The sequence below is a fragment of the Collinsella sp. TM04-29 genome, from assembly GCF_003466565.1.
In the GTDB taxonomy this organism is placed as follows: Bacteria; Actinomycetota; Coriobacteriia; order Coriobacteriales; family Coriobacteriaceae; genus Collinsella.
This window is the reverse complement of sequence record NZ_QSPW01000003.1, coordinates 122,071-138,950: the sequence shown is the minus strand read 5'-3', so window position 1 is coordinate 138,950 and position 16,880 is coordinate 122,071. Positions and strand designations below refer to the sequence as shown.

General features: G+C 60.6%; 16 protein-coding genes. 4 read left to right on the top strand and 12 right to left on the bottom strand.

What is annotated here, in order from left to right:
* Positions 1–37: 37 nt before the first annotated feature.
* From DXD39_RS07405 to aspS, 4 genes are all read right to left on the bottom strand, one after another.
* Complete coding sequence (locus DXD39_RS07405) at positions 38–259, bottom strand: FeoA family protein (protein WP_006234774.1); 222 nt, start codon at positions 257–259, stop codon at positions 38–40.
* Positions 260–298: 39 nt separating this feature from the next.
* Positions 299–541, bottom strand: coding sequence for a FeoA family protein (locus DXD39_RS07400; RefSeq protein ID WP_233541141.1), 243 nt, complete (start codon positions 539–541; stop codon positions 299–301).
* 192 nt (positions 542–733) lie between these two features.
* Complete coding sequence (locus DXD39_RS07395) at positions 734–982, bottom strand: HPr family phosphocarrier protein (protein WP_158564421.1); 249 nt, start codon at positions 980–982, stop codon at positions 734–736.
* 368 nt (positions 983–1,350) lie between these two features.
* Positions 1,351–3,138, bottom strand: coding sequence for an aspartate--tRNA ligase (gene aspS / locus DXD39_RS07390; RefSeq protein WP_117803643.1), 1,788 nt, complete (start codon positions 3,136–3,138; stop codon positions 1,351–1,353).
* 256 nt (positions 3,139–3,394) lie between these two features.
* Here aspS and serB point away from each other — a divergent pair, with 256 nt between their 5' ends.
* The 4 genes from serB to DXD39_RS07370 are packed head-to-tail and all read left to right on the top strand — an operon-like array spanning position 3,395 to position 6,391.
* A complete protein-coding gene (gene serB / locus DXD39_RS07385; protein ID WP_233541140.1) occupies positions 3,395–4,111 on the top strand; it encodes a phosphoserine phosphatase SerB in 717 nt (238 codons plus the stop codon).
* A 33-nt stretch (positions 4,112–4,144) separates the two neighbouring features.
* Positions 4,145–4,927 (top strand): nickel pincer cofactor biosynthesis protein LarB, encoded by a 783-nt coding sequence (gene larB / locus DXD39_RS07380; RefSeq protein ID WP_117803642.1) that lies wholly within the window; start codon positions 4,145–4,147, stop codon positions 4,925–4,927.
* Between the two features lie 10 nt (positions 4,928–4,937).
* Positions 4,938–5,849, top strand: coding sequence for a LarC family nickel insertion protein (locus DXD39_RS07375; RefSeq protein ID WP_117803641.1), 912 nt, complete (start codon positions 4,938–4,940; stop codon positions 5,847–5,849).
* Positions 5,850–5,851: 2 nt separating this feature from the next.
* Positions 5,852–6,391: a TetR/AcrR family transcriptional regulator gene (locus tag DXD39_RS07370; RefSeq protein WP_117803640.1), complete on the top strand. Its 540-nt coding sequence runs from the start codon at positions 5,852–5,854 to the stop codon at positions 6,389–6,391.
* A 270-nt stretch (positions 6,392–6,661) separates the two neighbouring features.
* Here DXD39_RS07370 and larD read toward each other — a convergent pair whose 3' ends face one another.
* The 8 genes from larD to DXD39_RS07330 all read right to left on the bottom strand — a co-directional run bounded on the left by larD (position 6,662) and on the right by DXD39_RS07330 (position 16,684).
* Entirely contained in the window at positions 6,662–7,393 is a 732-nt protein-coding gene (gene larD, locus DXD39_RS07365; protein WP_117803639.1) for a D/L-lactic acid transporter LarD, read from the bottom strand.
* A gap of 49 nt (positions 7,394–7,442) precedes the next feature.
* Positions 7,443–8,720, bottom strand: coding sequence for a nickel-dependent lactate racemase (larA, locus tag DXD39_RS07360; protein ID WP_233541139.1), 1,278 nt, complete (start codon positions 8,718–8,720; stop codon positions 7,443–7,445).
* 465 nt (positions 8,721–9,185) lie between these two features.
* Positions 9,186–11,999 carry a phosphoenolpyruvate carboxylase gene (locus DXD39_RS07355; RefSeq protein ID WP_369832139.1) on the bottom strand — a complete coding sequence of 938 codons (2,814 nt, stop codon included), beginning with the start codon at positions 11,997–11,999 and terminating at the stop codon, positions 9,186–9,188.
* A gap of 257 nt (positions 12,000–12,256) precedes the next feature.
* Entirely contained in the window at positions 12,257–13,570 is a 1,314-nt protein-coding gene (gene hisS, locus DXD39_RS07350) for a histidine--tRNA ligase (RefSeq protein WP_117803636.1), read from the bottom strand.
* A gap of 303 nt (positions 13,571–13,873) precedes the next feature.
* On the bottom strand, positions 13,874–14,089 hold the full coding sequence (locus DXD39_RS07345) for a hypothetical protein (protein ID WP_117803635.1): 216 nt from the start codon (positions 14,087–14,089) through the stop codon (positions 13,874–13,876).
* Positions 14,090–14,099: 10 nt separating this feature from the next.
* Positions 14,100–14,282 carry a hypothetical protein gene (locus tag DXD39_RS07340; protein ID WP_117803634.1) on the bottom strand — a complete coding sequence of 61 codons (183 nt, stop codon included), beginning with the start codon at positions 14,280–14,282 and terminating at the stop codon, positions 14,100–14,102.
* A 3-nt stretch (positions 14,283–14,285) separates the two neighbouring features.
* Entirely contained in the window at positions 14,286–15,584 is a 1,299-nt protein-coding gene (locus tag DXD39_RS07335) for a M20 family metallopeptidase (RefSeq protein WP_117803633.1), read from the bottom strand.
* A 116-nt stretch (positions 15,585–15,700) separates the two neighbouring features.
* A complete protein-coding gene (locus DXD39_RS07330) occupies positions 15,701–16,684 on the bottom strand; it encodes a DMT family transporter (protein WP_117803632.1) in 984 nt (327 codons plus the stop codon).
* Positions 16,685–16,880: the final 196 nt, after the last annotated feature.

The following is a 16,880-nucleotide window of genomic DNA, read 5'->3' as shown; positions in this document are numbered from 1 at the left end:
ACCTAACTTTATCTGCAGAAATATGTGCCACCGGCCCTTACTGGACCTCGACGACGGCAGCCTCCTCCTTGCGGATGGAGAGTTCGTAGCCGCGCACGTTGATCTCGACCGGATCTCCGAGCGGTGCAACCTTTACGACCTTGAACGAAGTGCCCTTGATGAGTCCCAGGTCCATAAGGTGACGGCGAAGCGCGCCCTCGCCGTGAAGCTTGACGATGGTAGAGCTCTCGCCCACCTTAACGTCACCCAACGTCTTCATATTCTTTTCCCCCTTTCAGCTTTTATGGAATGCTGCGAACTAACCGACAGTCATGATGTGCATGGCGACCTTGGTATCGATGCCAAAGCGCGCGCCGAGCACGGTGACGATGATATTGGCGCCACTCGAGCTCACCACGTGAATCTCGTTGCCCTCGACAAAGCCGAGGTCCTTGAGGTGGTGCTTCATGTCCTCATTGCCCTTTACGCGAGACACGCGCACGGTTTCGCCCGCTTTTACCATCGAAAGCGGCATAGCCGGCATCTGCGGTCCGCAAGACATGAGTGAGCTCCTAACGTCAGTTCGTCCTCAACATCGACGCAGCAAAAGTTAACCACGTCTATGTTCGCTACAGTAAACTAGCACGTGGCTAACTTTTTGGAAAGGGTCCCTATTCAGTTTTCGGAAAAGTTTCCTATATGCAACAAAGAAAGATGTGACAAAGGGACTGTCCCTTCGTCACATTGTTGCGCTTTAGAGCGAGAGGTTTCTGATCGACGTGACGCACGAGGCCTCGTCCACGCCCGAAACGCGGAACACGATGTCTTCGCCACATTCGCCGTAGAGAGCCATGAGTCCCATCACATCGCGGCCGTCGGTATGGCGATCGCCGATGCTGACCGATACGTTGCTACGATGCTTGGCAATAATGTCATAGAGCAGCGCAACCGGGCGGGCATGCAATCCCAACGGATCTTTAATCGTCTTTGTAAACTCGACCATGTCCCCTCCCACGACGTCGCACATTCGGCCGGCAAAACCCAGCCACGTGGTAGTTATTGTACCGTTAGATGCTTGTCGAGACCCGCCAGAAGCTCGACCGGAAAGTGCGTCCCATTATTTGGCTGGATTCTGGGCCCCAGTTTCCCAAAGGGCCCTGTTTGGGAAACCGCAGCCCACTCTGGACGCAAATTCCGGGTCGCAGTTTCCGCTGAACGGCCCTAGCGGAAAGCCCATCCCGCTCTGGGTGCAAATTCTGGGACACAGTTTCCGCGACACCCGGTCATCCCATGCCCTCGCAACGCCCGCGCATAAAAAACGAGGGAAGGCACGTGTCCTTCCCTCGTTACGGGCAATATGTAGCCGCTTGCCTACATCAGGCGCAGGCTGACGTCCTTGAGCTGGGCGCCGCTAACGGCACTCGGGGCGCCCGACATGAGGTCGGAGCCGCTGGCCGTCTTGGGGAACGCCATGACGTCGCGGATGGAGTCGGAACCGGTGAGCAGCATGCACACGCGGTCCAGGCCCAGAGCGAAACCGCCCATCGGGGGCGCACCAAACTTGAGCGCCTCCATGAGGAAGCCAAACTGAGACTCGGCGCGCTCCTCGGTAAAGCCCAGGAGCTTGAGCATGGACATCTGCATCTCGGCGTTGTGGATACGCATACCGCCGCCACCGGCCTCAAAGCCGTCCATGACAAAGTCGTAGGTGCAAGAACCGGCTGCCAACGGATTGGCCTCGATCTTGGCGATGTCGGTCTCGGTCGGCAGGGTGAAGGGCTGGTGCTCGGCAGCATAGGCCTTGCGATCCTCGTCCCAATGGAACAGCGGAAAGTTGACGACCCACAGGAAGTCGTGACCTTCGCGCTTGATCTCGAGCGCATTGGCCATGTGCGAACGCATGCCGCCCAGGATCTCGTCAGAAAGCAGGCGCGGGCCGGCGGCGAACATCACAAGGTCGCCGGGCTCGACGTCCATGCGCTCGCGCAGAGCGGCCATCTCCTCGTCCGAGAAGAACTTGACGATGGGGCTGTTGATGGAGCCATCCTCGCGGAAAGCGATCCAGGCCAGGCCCTTGGCGCCAAACGTGGAGGCCACGCCGGCGAGCTTATCGATCTTGGCACGTGCCCAGGCACCGGCGCCCTTAGCGTTGATGGCCTTGACGACAGAGCCCTCCTCGTTTGCGGCAGTCGCAAAGACCTTGAACTTGGAGTTGGCAAACACGTCGGTCAGGTCGACCAGGTGCATACCGTAGCGAGTATCGGGCTTGTCGGAGCCATAGGTGTCCATGGCCTCCCAGTAGTTCATGCGACGCAGCGGCGTGGGCATCTCGACACCCATGCGGCCGAAAGCATCGGACAGGACCTCCTCGAGCGCGCTCATGACATCGTTCTGGTCCACGAAGGCCATCTCGATATCGACCTGGGTGAACTCGGGCTGACGGTCGGCGCGCAGATCCTCGTCGCGGAAGCACTTGGCAACCTGGTAGTAGCGCTCGACGCCACCGACCATGAGCAGCTGCTTCAGGAGCTGCGGGGACTGCGGCAGGGCGTAGAAGTTACCCGGCTGAATACGGCTGGGGACGATGAAGTCGCGGGCGCCCTCGGGCGTAGACTTGAACAGGGAGGGCGTCTCGACCTCCATGAACTCACGGTTGTGCAGTGCCTCGCGAATGGCAAAGGTGAAATCGGAGCGCAGCTTGAGGTTGGCCATCATCTCGGGACGACGGAGGTCCAGATAGCGATAGCGCAGACGAGTGTCCTCGCTGGTCTCGATGCCGTCCTCGATCTGGAACGGCGGGGTGACGGACGTGTTGAGCACCTCGGCGTGGTCGGTCAGGACCTCAATCTCGCCGGTCACGAGCTTGGCGTTGGTGGTCTCCTCACCACGGGCGCGCACGACGCCGTGAATCTTGATGGGCCACTCGGGACGCATGGTCTCGGCGATCTTAAAGGCGTCGCCGTCGGAGTGCTCGGGGTCGAAGGTGAGCTGCGTGATGCCCTCGCGGTCGCGAAGATCGCAGAAGATGAGGCCGCCGTGATCGCGGCGACGGCTCACCCAACCGGTGAGGGTAACCTCTTCGCCCACGTTCTCGCGGCGAAGCTCGCCGCAGGTACGGGTGTGCATGGAATGCTCGTCGATGGGACGGGTCTGGCTCATACCAGTGATCCTCCTTTATGGATCTGTGCCGCCCCGTGTCGTTCCGGGCGGCGTCGTACAGATTTGCCCAGCCTGCGTAAACCGCGCAGCCAGACATGGCGTATTATCTTATCGCACCCGTGCCGATGCGCCGCGAAAAAGTGGCTCCCGCCCAAAGACTTGACGGAGACGAAACAATTGACGCACCGTGGCACCCGCCCGCGCTCGTCACGTGCGACAATGTGCCCCAATAAAACAGCACCTGGAAAGGCCCGTCATGACTGCACGCCTCATCGTTATGGATATCGACTCCACCCTCATCAACCAGGAGGTCATCGACCTGTTGGGCGAAGAGGCCGGCGTGGGTGGGCAGGTGGCACAGATCACCGAACGCGCCATGCGCGGCGAGCTGGACTTTAAGCAAGCGCTCGTGGAGCGCGTGGGGCTGCTCGCCGGCCTGGACGAGAGCGTGTTCGAGCGCGCCTTTGAGCGCGTGACATTTACCCCCGGCGCGTTGGAGCTTGTGCGCTCGGCACACAGCAAGGGCTGGAAGGTCGGCGTGGTGAGCGGCGGCTTCCACGAGGTCGCTGACAAGATCGTGGCCGCTGCGGGCATCGATTTTTGCCTGGCCAACCGCCTGGAAGTCGTGGACGGCCAGCTCACCGGTAAGCTGGCCGCCGACATTGTGACCAAGGAGTCCAAGCTCATCCAGCTGCTGGACTGGGCAGTTGAGTGCGGCGTCGACATGGCCCACACGGTCGCTGTTGGCGATGGGGCAAACGACATCCCCATGATCCAGGCCGCGGGCACGGGCATCGCGTTTTGCGCCAAGCCCAAGACGCGCGAAGCCGCTCCGTTTGCCATCGACGAGCGCAACCTGATGCTTGCCATGGACATCATCCTGCGTGACAAGCCGATCCGTCTAACAATTGAATCAGTCTGTCCTATAGTTTCCGAACAATTTTGTCTTAGTGTTCGGAAACATCCCCTTTGAGTGTTAGACTTTGCGCCGTCGAAGGGAACATATATGGATAAGCGAGATCTTGAGCAGCTACTGAGCGATGTTGCCGGCGGAACAGTCACCCCGGCCGACGCCCTGACGCGCATCCAGACGGCTCCGACCGCCGATTTGGGCTTTGCGCAGCTCGATCTTTCGCGCGGAGTGCGCCAGGGGGCCGGTGAGGTTGTCTACGGTGCCGGTAAAACCGCCGAGCAAATTGCCGCCATTATCAAAGCATTACTCGATGCAGACCAGGAGCGCATCCTGGTCACACGCTTGGATGCCGAAAAAGCCGCGCGCACCGCTGAGCTTCTCGATAACGACATTGACCTGGGATATGTCCCGGACGCCCAGCTTGCCCTGGTTGGTGGCAAGCCCTCCCCCACCGGCAACGGACGCGTTGTCGTCGCCTGTGCCGGCACGAGCGACCTGCCCGTCGCCGAAGAGGCGGCACTGACGGCCGAGTTCTACGGCAACGAGGTCGATCGCCTCTACGACGTGGGTGTCGCCGGCCTGCACCGCCTGCTCGCTCACGCTGAGGAACTTGCCCAGGCCCAGGTGATCATCGCCATCGCCGGCATGGAAGGCGCCCTGGCGAGCGTTATCGGCGGCTTGGTGAGCTGTCCGGTCATCGCCGTTCCCACCAGCGTGGGCTATGGCGCGAGCTTTGGCGGCGTGGCCGCGTTGCTCGCCATGCTCAACTCCTGCGCCAGCGGCATCTCGGTCGTCAACATCGACAACGGTTTCGGCGCCGCCTATCAGGCAAGTCTTATCAATCATCTGGGCGCCGGCACGTCCTGCGCCTGCTAAGGAGCATTTCATGTCCAACCATCAGCACACGCTTGTCATCGACGGCACCTCGGGCATCAGCGGCGACATGACCGTCGCGGCCCTGCTCGACCTGGGCGCCAGCGAGGAGCATCTGCGCGAGCAGCTCGCCACGCTCCCGGTCGGCGGCTTTGAGATTGCCGTTACGCGTGTAAACAAGCATGGCATCGACGCCTGCGACTTTGACGTTCGGCTGGCAGAGAAGCTCGAGAACCACGACCACGACATGGCCTGGCTCTACGGCAACGAAGTGGGCACCGAGCACGCGCATGAGCATCACCATCATGACCATGGTGAGCATGAACACGAGCACTGTCATGAGCACGACCATGAGGGCCACGCCCATGAGCACGAGGGCCATCACCACGCCCACCATCATCAGCATCGTTCTTTGGCGGACGTCACCGACATCATCGACGGCTCGCAGCTAAGCGATGGTGCCAAGCGTCGCGCGCTCGCCATCTTTACCGCACTTGCCGCCGCCGAGGCCAAGGCCCACGGCAAAACGCCCGAGACCGTCATGTTCCACGAGGTAGGCGCCATCGATTCCATCGTTGATATCTGCTCGGTCGCCATCTGCCTCGATGACCTGGGCATCGAGGATATTGTCGTCGAGTCGCTCTCCGAGGGTCACGGCACCATCCACTGCGCCCACGGCCTTATGCCCATCCCGGTGCCCGCCGTCGTCAACCTATGCCAAGCAGGCAATATCGCCCTCACGCCCGCACCGGTCGCCGGCGAGCTCGTGACGCCCACGGGCGCCGCCATCGTAGCCGCACTGCGCACGTCCGAGCACCTGCCGGCCCGCTACCGCATCGAGGCCGTCGGCTACGGCGCCGGTAAGCGCCCCTACGAGGGCTGCTCCGGCACGCTCCGTTGCCTGCTGGTTCGCGTAGATGCATAGCCATGGATGCCCGCAAAACCAAAAGCCGTGCCGCTATTGTCACGGCGTTTTCCGAACTCCTACGCGAGGAGGACTACGGCAAGATCACCGTCGGTGACATCATCGCGCGCGCTCACGTAGGCCGCGCGACATTCTACAGCCTCTTTAAGAGCAAAGAAGACCTACTGTCCGAGCTCGTGAACGACATCTGCACCCACGCCCTCGACGACGATGGTACACCGCTCGACGACCCACTCGTGCAGGTCGAGCATATCCTCAACAACCTCTGGGAGCGCCGCCAGGGCGTTCGAGCCCTCGTAGCCGGCGCCGGCTCACGCGTCTTCGCCGACTGTTTACGCAAGACCATCATGTCACGAGCAGCCGAAACCGTCCCTACCGACCCAAACGGCCCCGCTGGCACCATGGACCGAAGCTTCCTGCTACACCACATAGCCTCAAGCTTCGTAGGAATGGTCCAATGGTGGGCCTGGCACAACTTCCAAGCAGATAAGGCCGAAGTAGCCAAAGACTACCTATCAGCCATACAGCCCCTCTTCAACTAAGTTAGCCTCTCATTCCAAAATCTCGCCCCCATCTCAGGGCACCAAAAAACAAAGCGCCCCTCACATCCAAATTCAGATATATATGTTGGGTTGCTTGTTCGAACACAGCCAAGAATGCCCAGGGCTCGGCAAGGGTTTACTTTCCAACGCATTCCGCAGGACGCAAAAAGGCTCGCCGCACAAAGTGCGCAGCGAGCCTTTTTGCATGTCCGAGGACGCGTTGGAAAGTAAACCCTTGCCGAGCCCGAACCTTATAGAGCCGTCCTTCGACTAGAACATGCCCAAGAAGCCATGCACAAACAGCGCGGCGACAATAGCACCGACAAACGGCGCGATGCCAGGAACGAGCAGGCCGTACTTCCAGTTGTTGTCGGCCTTGTTCTTGATCGGCAGCACCTGATAGGCCATGCGAGGACCAAGGTCACGAGCCTGGTTCATGGCGAAGCCGGTGATGCCGCCCATGCCCATACCAACAGCCCAAACGATCAGACCGACGCAGATAGCGAGCATCAAAACGTTCTCGCCGGCGCGGCTAGCGACAGCAAGGATGGCGCTGATGAACACAAAGGTGCAGATAGCCTCGCAGAAGAAGTTACGGGCATAGTTGGTGCCCTCGGTGGTGGGGTTGGTCGAGAAGATATTGCGCTGTGCAATGGGGTCGACGGCGCCCTCGGAGGCCTTGAACTCATCGGCATACATCAACCACGCGATCACGGCACCCACAAAGCCGCCGAGCATATCAGCGAGCATAAAGGGGATGCAGTTGCCCCACGGCACCAGACCGACGATGCACTGCGCAAGCACCATCGCGGGGTTCATGCACACGGCGCCGCCAAAGACAAACAGGCAGACCGAGATGCCAAAAGACCAGGTGGTGATGGCGAACATATGGCCGGAGCCCTGATACTTGGTGCCCTTAAGCACGGTATCGCAGTGCACGCCCACGCCAAAGATGATCATGAGGGCCGTTGCGCCGAATTCGCAGAGGAGTTTGGTAAGCATAAAACCTTATCTTTCTTGTCGGTTACAAACGATTCGTTTGGGCCGCGCACTAGTGCTGAGCGACGACAACGCCCAGGCCATCGGGAATGACGGCCACCTTGGCATCGGCACCCTTCATCTCAAAGGCGAGCTTGAGCGCCTCCTCGATAGTGTTGACCGGCGTCATGTGCATATCCTTGAGCATCTGGTGATCGCACAGGTCGGTGACCATGATCACAGGGTGATGCGCCAGGATGCGTGCAAAGATCTGGCTCGTCCACTGGTCGGGCAGGGTCTCATCCTTAGGACGGTCGATGCAGGCGCGCTCAAACTCTGCCGGATCATTGTCGGCGATGTTGTGATAGAAGCCCTCGCCACCGTGACCGTCGGCACAACCGGCGACATCGATAATCACACCGCCCTCGGGAAGTGTGGCCTCGGCAGCGCACATTCCCTTCACGGCCTGATAGATGTTCTGATCGAGCGGATAGCCACCGTTGGTGGTGATGGCAATCTCGCACTCGACGGGCTCAACGCCGGCAAGGCTCTTCACGAACTCGCAGCCGGCCTCGTGAGCCTTGTGGATGTCGCCGGCAAAGGAGCCGATGACCTCGTGCTTGCCGTTAAGCACCACGTTGAGCACAAAGGCGAGGTGAGCCATCTCGGCAGCGGCAAACATGTCCTCGCTCACGTGGTTGTGGCACAGGTTGCCGGCACGTGAATGGGAGTCGTTCACAAACTGACCGTTGTGGTTGTACATGATGGTCTTATAGCTGGCGATGCCGGGCAGCACGGACTTGCGGCTACCAGAGAAACCGGCAAAGAAGTGCGGCTCGATAAAGCCCTCGGCGAGCAGCAGATCGCAATCGGCGGCAACCTTGTTGATGATGCACTCGCCACCAGAAGGCAGGGTGCCGATCTTTTTCATCATGCTGTCATCGGTCGCAACATGCATGACGATCTCCTCGTTGGCGACGATCTCCTCGCCATACTTGTTGACGAGCTCCTCGTGCGTCGAGGGACGGTGCATACCGGTCGCGACAAGAATACGCACACGTGCCTCAGGAGCGGCAGCGTGGATGTGATGCAGCAGAATAGGCATCGTCACACGCGAAGGAACAGGACGCGTATGGTCGGAGCTGATGATGACGATGTCCTTCTTGCCAGCACAAAGCTCCTCGAGCGAAGGTGAGCCATAAGGGTTGGCAAGTGACTCCTCTACCAGCTCTTCCTGCGACTTAGTGGTCTTAAATTCGTTTTGATGACCCTCCATCACACCAGCGAAGTTCTTGTCCTCGAGCTCCAGATGCAACGTCTTGTGGTCAAACGGCAGTTCACATTCAAACAATGACGAGCGCCCTCTTCCTTTCAACTGACACACTAGATAAACCGTTGGAAGGATACGCCGCTCACCGAAAAACACCACCGTCCACCGACTCATTAACACAACGTTCATATTTGAAGCACAACAAAACAACCGCGATCCCAAACGGGACCGCGGCCGCTACAGTCGTAAATCGAGAAGCGCCACATGCATCTCAATCCCAATCGATAAGACGCGAGGCGCGAAGCGCCAAACGCGCCGCCGGGACAAGCCCCATCCAAAACGCGCGAAGCGCGCCATTATTCCCCCAGCCAGTAATCCGCCGAAGACCGGACATCGCAGGGCCCGCCATCAGCTTACTTTTAGGCACACTCCGCAGGACGCAAGAAGCCCTCGCCGCACAAAGTGCGCAGCGAGGGCTTCTTGCATGTCCGAGGACGTGCCTAAAAGTAAGCTGATGGCGGGCCCGGACGACTACAGGGCTATCGATTACCCCGTGTTCTGCAATCCTGCCGAGACGCCGGTCACAGTCGAAAGAATCAGGCTCATGTACTCGGCCTTCTTCTCCTCGGCCATCTCGTCCTGGTTCATACGCACCTCGCGAAGGGCGCGGACCTGGGCGATGGACAGGGCGTCGACGTAGGGGTTGCGCACGCGAACGGCGCAGCCGAGCACGCGACGACGCTGCAGCGGCCATTCGTCACCGACGATGGCAAGGACCCACTTACGGGTGAGCTGCATCTCGGTAAAGACCTTCTTGGACAGATCATCGCGGTCGCCCAGATGCAGATACATCTTGGCAATGCGCTGATCGGTCTTGGCAATCGACATCTCGATGTTGTCGATGAACGTGCGGAAGAACGGCCACTCCTGGTAGGCAGCCTTAAGCTGGTCCAAATCGCCAAACTGCTCGCAGGCGGTACCCAGGCCGTACCAAGCGGCCAGATTGATACGCGCTTGGCTCCAGCTGAAGATCCACGGAATAGTACGCAGGTCGTCGAGTGACTTGGCGCCCAGGCCGCGCTTGGCGGGACGCGAGCCGATCGGCAGCAAGCCGACCTCGGTCAGCGGCGTCACGGTCGAGAACCACGGTGTAAAGTCCTCGGTGTTCAGCAGGTCCAGATAGCGCTCGTGGCTTGCGGCGTTAAGCTTCTCGGCCATATCCCAGAACTTCTGCGTGGTCTCGGTGTTGGTCTTCTCGACACTCGGGGCCGACTGCAAAAGCGTTGCGGCGGCAACGGACTCAACATGGCGCTGAGCCAGCGTGCGGTTGCCGTAACGGGCAAAGATGACCTCGCCCTGCTCTGTGAGCTTAAAGAAGCAGTTGACCGAACCCTTGGGCTGCGCCAACACGGCCTTGTTGGCCGGGCCGCCACCACGGCCCACGGCACCGCCGCGACCGTGCATGAGCACCAGGTCGATATCGTTCTTCTCGGCCCACTTGGCAATGCGCTCCTGCGCGGAGTGCAGCGCGAGCATGGCCGTGGTAGGACCGGCATCCTTGGAGGAGTCGGAATAGCCCAGCATGACCTCCATGCGGCGGTTGGTCTGAGCAAGGCGCTTTTGCACCACGGGCAGCGTAAGCATCTGATCGAGCACGTCGACGCAGCCCTCGAGATCCTCGAGCTGCTCGAACAGCGGGATCACGTCGAGCTCGGGGACATCCTCCTCGTGTGCAAAGGACAGGTGGGCAAGCTCAAAGACGTCGGCCACATGCTGGGCACTCTTGGTGAACGAGATGATGTAGCGGTGCGCCATCTTCTTGCCGTAGCGCTTTTGGATGGAACCGATGGCACGGAAGGTGTCGATGACCTCTCGCGTCATGGGCTGCAAATCGCCATGGATACCGTTCTCGTGGATATCCTTGAGGGCGCGGGCGTGCACCACGGAGTGCTGACGGAACTCCATTTCGACCATGTGGAAGCCGAAGGACTCGACCTGCCAGATAATGGTCTGCACCGGGCCGTAGGCGGCACGGACGGCACCGCAGGCAGCCAGCGAACGCTGGACGACGCGCAGGTCATCCAGGAACTCATCGGCACTGTGGTACATGGTGTCGGTGATGCGACGCACGGTGGCGTTCAGACGATCGGCCATGACGAGCATGACGGCGCGATGCGGCTCGTGCTCGGAGATCAGTTCAGCACGTGCGGTGTACTGGGTGCTCATCTCGACCTGATGGTTCCACAGGTTGATGAGCTCGGCAGACGGCTTGCTGTAGGTGGCCTCGAGCGTGAGGTTGCGACCGATACGGCGGCACTTGTCCTCGAGCTTGAGCACCATATGGGTGAAATACTTGGCGGCGACTTCGCGGCTCACCCTGGCGGTGACGTTGGGGTTACCGTCGCGGTCGGAGCCGATCCAACTGCCGGGATGGAAGAACGCCGGGCACAGCGGCGGCACGGTGCCGGCCTTATCACCCAGCACCCAGTCGTCAAAACGACGATAGATGACGGGAATGACGTCAAACAGCGTGTTATCGAAGATGTCGATGATGGTATCGGCTTCCTCGACCGGCGTGGGCTTCTTCAACGCGATGGGGCTCGTGCGAACCAGGGCGTCAATCTCCTGCAGCATATGACGCTCGTTCTCCACCAGGTCGGAGCCGCCCAGACGCGGACGCTCCTCCAGCAGGTTGGAGATACGACGAATCTTGCCCTCGACGGCCTTGCGACGGGCCTCGGTGGGATGCGCGGTAAAGACGGGGTGGAACTCAAGCTTGCCGAGCAGCTCGTTGGCGCCCTCGACACCCATCTCATCCACCAGCTGGTGATAGGCAACGGTGAGCTCGTTGGCGGGATCGACCTCGGTATCGGTCGATGCGCCGGCCTCACGCTCGCGCAGCTGCGCCACGCGGTAATTCTCCTCCGACAGGTTTGCCAGATGGAAGAAGCTCGTAAAGGCGCGGACGATAACCTGCTGCTTATCGAGCGGCAGACTGTCGATCAGATCGACGACCTCGCGAAACGCCACGGCGGTGGGCTCGTCGGCAGTGGGCACGCCCTGCTCGTCGACGGACTCGTCGGCAGCACGCGTACCGGGGTTTCCGGCGTTGGCCACAATCTCGGCTGTCAAAATCTTGTCGAACAGGTCTGTGATCTCGGGATCATACTCGCTAAGCACACGGCGCTCCAGGCGCAAGAACAGCGCCAGATCGTCGCGCAGCTCCTCAGGAATCTCGATCTCGGCGAGACGCTCCTTGGACTCGGCATTCGAGCCGATTCGGTTAACGAGGCGGTTGACCACGGCAGCGACACGCGCCGCGGCTTCGGGTACAGACTGGTTGCTTAGGTTCTCAGCCACGTTTCCTCCCATTCCTCCTTCTATGCACGTAACATGCGGTATTCATTATAGGCACTCGGCAAAAACTTTCGGCCCTGATTGCGCTTTACCACACAAAAGTATTTTCTGCATTGCAAGGCTTTTTGCCCCAAATGGTCGTATTTCTCGGTGGGCGGCATACGCAAACGAGGGCATTCAGCATAAAAGCGAAACGCCCCCGTAACAATCGTGCGCCGCGAGCGGGACGTGTTGGCGGACCCGCAGTTCAAAATGATGCGCTACAGGCGCTCGCGAACCGCCTCGACCACGTTGGTCAGATCGACGAGGACCTCGTCGTGGCTCTCCATGTCGCGCACTTTGACCTTGCCGGCGGCAAGCTCGTCGCCACCCAGGACCAGGATGAGCTTGGCGCCCACCTTATCGGCCTGCTTAAACTGGGCCTTGAGCGAACGGCCCTGATAGTCGGCCTCGGTCACAATCCCTGCGGCGCGAAGCTGCTGCGTAATGGTAAAGACGTTCTGACGCAGCTCTTTGCCGGCGTTAGCAACGTAGACGCACGGGACTTCTTCCGCACCCAGGTCGCTGCCAAAGGCCTGCAGGGCCAGCAGGGCGCGCTCAAAACCGACAGCGAAGCCGACGCCTGCCGTGGGCTTGCCGCCCTCGAGCTCGACCAGGCCGTCGTAGCGGCCGCCGCCACCGATGGAGCCGACGCCGGCGCCAGGGGCCTCGACCTCAAAGACGGTGCGGGTGTAGTAGTCCAGGCCGCGCACCAGGGTGGGATCCTCGACATACTCGATACCGGCGGCATCCAGATAGTGCTTGACCTGCTCGTAGTGCTCGCGACACTCGTCGCACAGGTTGTCACCCATCAGCGGGGCCTCGGCCATGATCTCGCGGCAATGGTCGTTCTTGCAGTCGAAGGCGCGCAGCGGGTTAAGCTCGGCGCGCTCGCGGCACTCGTCGCACATCTCGTCGGCGTGATCGAGAATGAACTGCTTGACCCGCTCACGATAGGCCGGACGGCACTGGGCATCGCCCATCGAGTTAATGAGTAGACGGAGCTTGGAAAGATCGAAACCAAGGCGCTTGTAGAACTCCATGAGCATGATGATGCACTCGGCGTCTGCCGCCGGATCGGGGGCGCCGAGCCACTCGATACCCACCTGGTGGAACTGGCGCAGGCGGCCCTTCTGGGGACGCTCGCCGCGGAACATGGCCTCGGCGTAATAGGCCTTAAACGGCGTGGAGCCCTGGGGCACCAGGTTGTTCTCCACGACGGCGCGCACCACGCCGGCCGTGCCCTCGGGACGAAGCGCCAGGCGCTGCTTGGGCTTGAGTTTTGTGTCGGTGCCCTCGGTAAAGACGCGCTCCAGGTTGGCGCCGCTAAAGACGCGGAACATCTCCTTGCGCACGACGTCGGTCGACTGGCCGATGCCGTGGACAAAGACGTCCACCTGCTCGATCGCGGGCGTCTCGATGGGTTTAAAACCAAACGGCTCGAACACGCCGGCAGCGATCTGCTGCATCTTTTGCCAAGCGCGCATCTCGGCGCCGATAAGGTCGCGGGTTCCCTCCGCCTTCTGTGCCTGCATGGGCAAACACCTTTCTTTTGTATCGCGTCATAGGTAGTGGACATTATACGGCACAAAGCAGCAACGCGGCGGCGTGTCTGACCGAACGAGGGTATGGGGACTCGTTCGGCCAGACACGCCGCCGCGGTTTGTGATCCCTTTTCCTCCGTCCCCTTCGGATTACGTGATCCCTTGGGGACGGAGGAAAAGAGATCATTTCGTAGACCCGTGGCTGCCCTGGAAACCGAATGACAGTACGAGCATCCATTCGGCTTCCAGGGCAGCCACGGGCAGAACAGGCAAACAGGAATAGGCGGCGACCCGCTACTCCCCCGCCACGCTTGCGCGCAGCTTGGCGGCGATGGGCTCGGATGCCAGCAGGAACACGAGCATGACCACGGAGCACGCCAGGCACACGATCCAGGCGCTCGCAAAGGAGCCCGTGGCATCGAACAGCACGCCCGAGACGATAGCGCCCACGGTGCCGCCGACCATCTCGAGCGAGGTAATGGTGCCCGTGACCTTACCGAGGTCGGCCATGCCAAACTGCTTAGACGCAGCGATCGTGGGCGTTGGAGATGGTGTACTGCGCAAGGGAAATGCCCAGGTCGCTGACGATGAGCGGCTGGAACAGGCTCATGCAGTTGACGAAAATCGTGTAGCACGTGGCCATGATCACGAAGCCGGAGGTCACCACGAGCCAGCCGGGGAAGAACTTACGCTGCTGGGGCATTGGTTACTCCTTGTGGTCGGCGATATAGCCCAAAGCGACGGCGGTATAAGCCGCGGCGCCGAGAGGAAGCTCGGCATCGTTAAAACGTGCCTTGGGATGGTGCTGGGCAAAGTGTTCGTCCGTGTCGGTTACGGCCGCGCCCACGGTAAAGTACGCACTCGGAATCTTGCTCGAGATAAGCGCGAAGTCCTCACTCGCCATGGCATGGAAAAGCGGCAAGAAAGCCGCCTTGGGCAGCACTGCGCCCACGTAGCCAAGCGACGCCTGAGTCATATCGCTGTCGAGTACAAGCGGCGGAACATCCGAAAGCGTCTCGATGGTCGCCGGCGTACGATAGGTCGTGGCAACGCCGTTAACGACCTCCGCGATGCGGGTCTTGAGGTGTTCCATGAGCTCAACATCAAAGCCGCGCAGCGTTCCCTCGAGCACACAGGCGTCGGGGATGACGTTGGCCGCCAGGCCGCCAGCGAACTTACCAACGGTAAGTGCGACTTCCTTGGCCGCCGGCACCTCGCGGGAGATAAGCTCCTGGAGCGCCAGGTGCACATGCACGCCCGCCGTGATGGGGTCGATGCAAATCTCGGGGCTGGAACCGTGGCCACCCTTGCCCTGGAGCGTGATGCGGAAACCGTACACGCCCGAGAGCGCCGGGCTGCCGTAGAGCACCAGGCCAAGCGGCGACTGGCTATTGACATGCATGGCAAAGGCGGCCTGGGGACGCGGGTTCTGCAGCAGACCGTCGGCGATGGCGGCGCGGGCACCCTCAAAGGTTTCCTCGCCCGGCTGGAACAGCAACTTAACCGTGGCGTTGGCGTCGACAAGCGCAGACTCGCGGGCCTTGAGCAGGCGCGCCGCTCCAAGCAACGCCGTCGCGTGCATATCGTGTCCACATGCGTGCATGCAGCCGTTCGTAGAGGCGAAAGGCTCGCCTGACTCTTCGGCAACGGGCAGGGCGTCCATGTCGCCACGGAGCATGATGACCGTACCGGCCTGTTCGTCCGTGCAGACGCCATTGCCCTGGGCCGCGGCGGCACCGGCGCCGACAAGGCCCACGACACAGGAACCATCGACGAGCGTGGCAAATGGGATTTCCATCTCGGTCAGGCGCGCTTGAATATACGCAGAGGTCTGTGGGAGGCTATTACCCAGCTCGGGCACCTGGTGTAAATCGTGTCGCCACGCAGCGAGCTCGTCTGCAAAAGCCTGAGCTTCTGCAACGAGACCGTCACCGATAGCGGCCTGCGCCGCTGCGGTGGCCTTGGGCGCTGATTGCGGTTGAAGATCGGACTGAGCTGGTGCCATAAATGCCCTCCAGTAGCGTTTTTGCAGTAAGCACTTTGATAGCGTAAAGTGCAAGGTACAACTTTAAAGGCGAGGCATAAAAAACGCCGCCCCAGGAGGGCGGCGCAACAAGTTGTTTACAATTGCGGGCGAGATTTTCGGCGCAAGAAATCGAAATGCGTCTCGCTCAAGATAATCGACAAAAAGATGAGCGCAAAGCCGGCAAGCAGGCGCGAGGTGAGCGCCTCCCCCATCAGCAGCACCGAGAACAGCACGCCCGAGGGGGACTCCATCGAAAGGAGCAGCGAGCCCGTCGAGGCCGGGACGTGCGCCAATCCAACGTTTTGGACGAGCAGTGCCACGCACGTACAGCCCACCGAGAGAAAGGCCGCCACGCCGACAAAGCTCGGCGTCCACACGGACAGAGGCGCCTGAGTCTCGAATAGCAGCGACGTGATTAAGCTCAAAACGCCATTGCCCACAAACATCCAAAACGTGATGACGTTGATGTCCATCTTGCGGCCATACTTGGCGGTCACTGCCATCTGGATAGCAAAGAAGACCGCGCCGCCCAGCGTGATGACATCTCCAGCATTGAACTCGACGCTATCGAGTGCCACCAGGCCAATGCCCGCCAGGCACAGCAGTGCCGCACCCAGGTTATAGCGGGTGAGCTTTTCGCCGCTCAGGACATAGCTGGCAAACGGCACAAGGATACAGTACGTGCCCGTCAAAAAAGCATTCTTGCCTGCCGTAGTATGCGCCAGGCCGACCGTCTGCAACGCATAGGCCGCCCACATGAGCACGCCCATACTCAGGCCAACGATCAGGTTGCGAGCGTTGAAATGTGCAGTGATGCGCTTGTGGAAGACGGCAAACATGACCAACGCTGCAGGCAGAAAGCGTACATAGAGCAGCTCGAACACCGGAATGGTGCCGAGTGCGTCCTTCATAGTGGTAAAGGAGTAGCCCCAGATGACCGCCACCGAAAGTAGCAAAACTTTCCAGAACAGCGGAGAACGTGCGCCGGCACCCCGGGGAATACCGCCCGCGCCCAAATCCTCACGGGCTACAGGACTATCGGGCATGTTTTCGATTTCGTTGGCAGCGTATTGGGCCATGGAACATCCTCGCACTCAATCTGGGCGTGGTGTCCGCACGCGTATGGCTGCGTGCCGCCTCATGGTCAAATAAAAACGGGACGCGCCGGACCCCCGGCACGCCCCGCTACTGTAGCAACAACCAAGCAGCCCGTGCAATTCACTCAACTAAAGCGTCGGAACAGAAAACCTCGATGTTCCGGCAACGTCAGCGAAA

What these genes read in the sequence shown, in the direction of transcription:
- hisS (WP_117803636.1), bottom strand. Translation starts at nt 13,570, where the DNA reads ATGCAGGCACAGAAGGCGGAGGGAACCCGCGACCTTATCGGCGCCGAG.
- DXD39_RS07395 (WP_158564421.1), bottom strand. Translation starts at nt 982, where the DNA reads ATGGTCGAGTTTACAAAGACGATTAAAGATCCGTTGGGATTGCATGCC.
- larD (WP_117803639.1), bottom strand. Translation starts at nt 7,393, where the DNA reads ATGCTTACCAAACTCCTCTGCGAATTCGGCGCAACGGCCCTCATGATC.
- DXD39_RS07330 (WP_117803632.1), bottom strand. Translation starts at nt 16,684, where the DNA reads ATGGCCCAATACGCTGCCAACGAAATCGAAAACATGCCCGATAGTCCT.
- larB (WP_117803642.1), top strand. Translation starts at nt 4,145, where the DNA reads ATGGATAAGCGAGATCTTGAGCAGCTACTGAGCGATGTTGCCGGCGGA.
- serB (WP_233541140.1), top strand. Translation starts at nt 3,395, where the DNA reads ATGACTGCACGCCTCATCGTTATGGATATCGACTCCACCCTCATCAAC.
- DXD39_RS07370 (WP_117803640.1), top strand. Translation starts at nt 5,852, where the DNA reads ATGGATGCCCGCAAAACCAAAAGCCGTGCCGCTATTGTCACGGCGTTT.
- DXD39_RS07375 (WP_117803641.1), top strand. Translation starts at nt 4,938, where the DNA reads ATGTCCAACCATCAGCACACGCTTGTCATCGACGGCACCTCGGGCATC.
- DXD39_RS07345 (WP_117803635.1), bottom strand. Translation starts at nt 14,089, where the DNA reads ATGGCCGACCTCGGTAAGGTCACGGGCACCATTACCTCGCTCGAGATG.
- DXD39_RS07340 (WP_117803634.1), bottom strand. Translation starts at nt 14,282, where the DNA reads ATGCCCCAGCAGCGTAAGTTCTTCCCCGGCTGGCTCGTGGTGACCTCC.
- DXD39_RS07405 (WP_006234774.1), bottom strand. Translation starts at nt 259, where the DNA reads ATGAAGACGTTGGGTGACGTTAAGGTGGGCGAGAGCTCTACCATCGTC.
- DXD39_RS07335 (WP_117803633.1), bottom strand. Translation starts at nt 15,584, where the DNA reads ATGGCACCAGCTCAGTCCGATCTTCAACCGCAATCAGCGCCCAAGGCC.
- DXD39_RS07400 (WP_233541141.1), bottom strand. Translation starts at nt 541, where the DNA reads ATGTCTTGCGGACCGCAGATGCCGGCTATGCCGCTTTCGATGGTAAAA.
- aspS (WP_117803643.1), bottom strand. Translation starts at nt 3,138, where the DNA reads ATGAGCCAGACCCGTCCCATCGACGAGCATTCCATGCACACCCGTACC.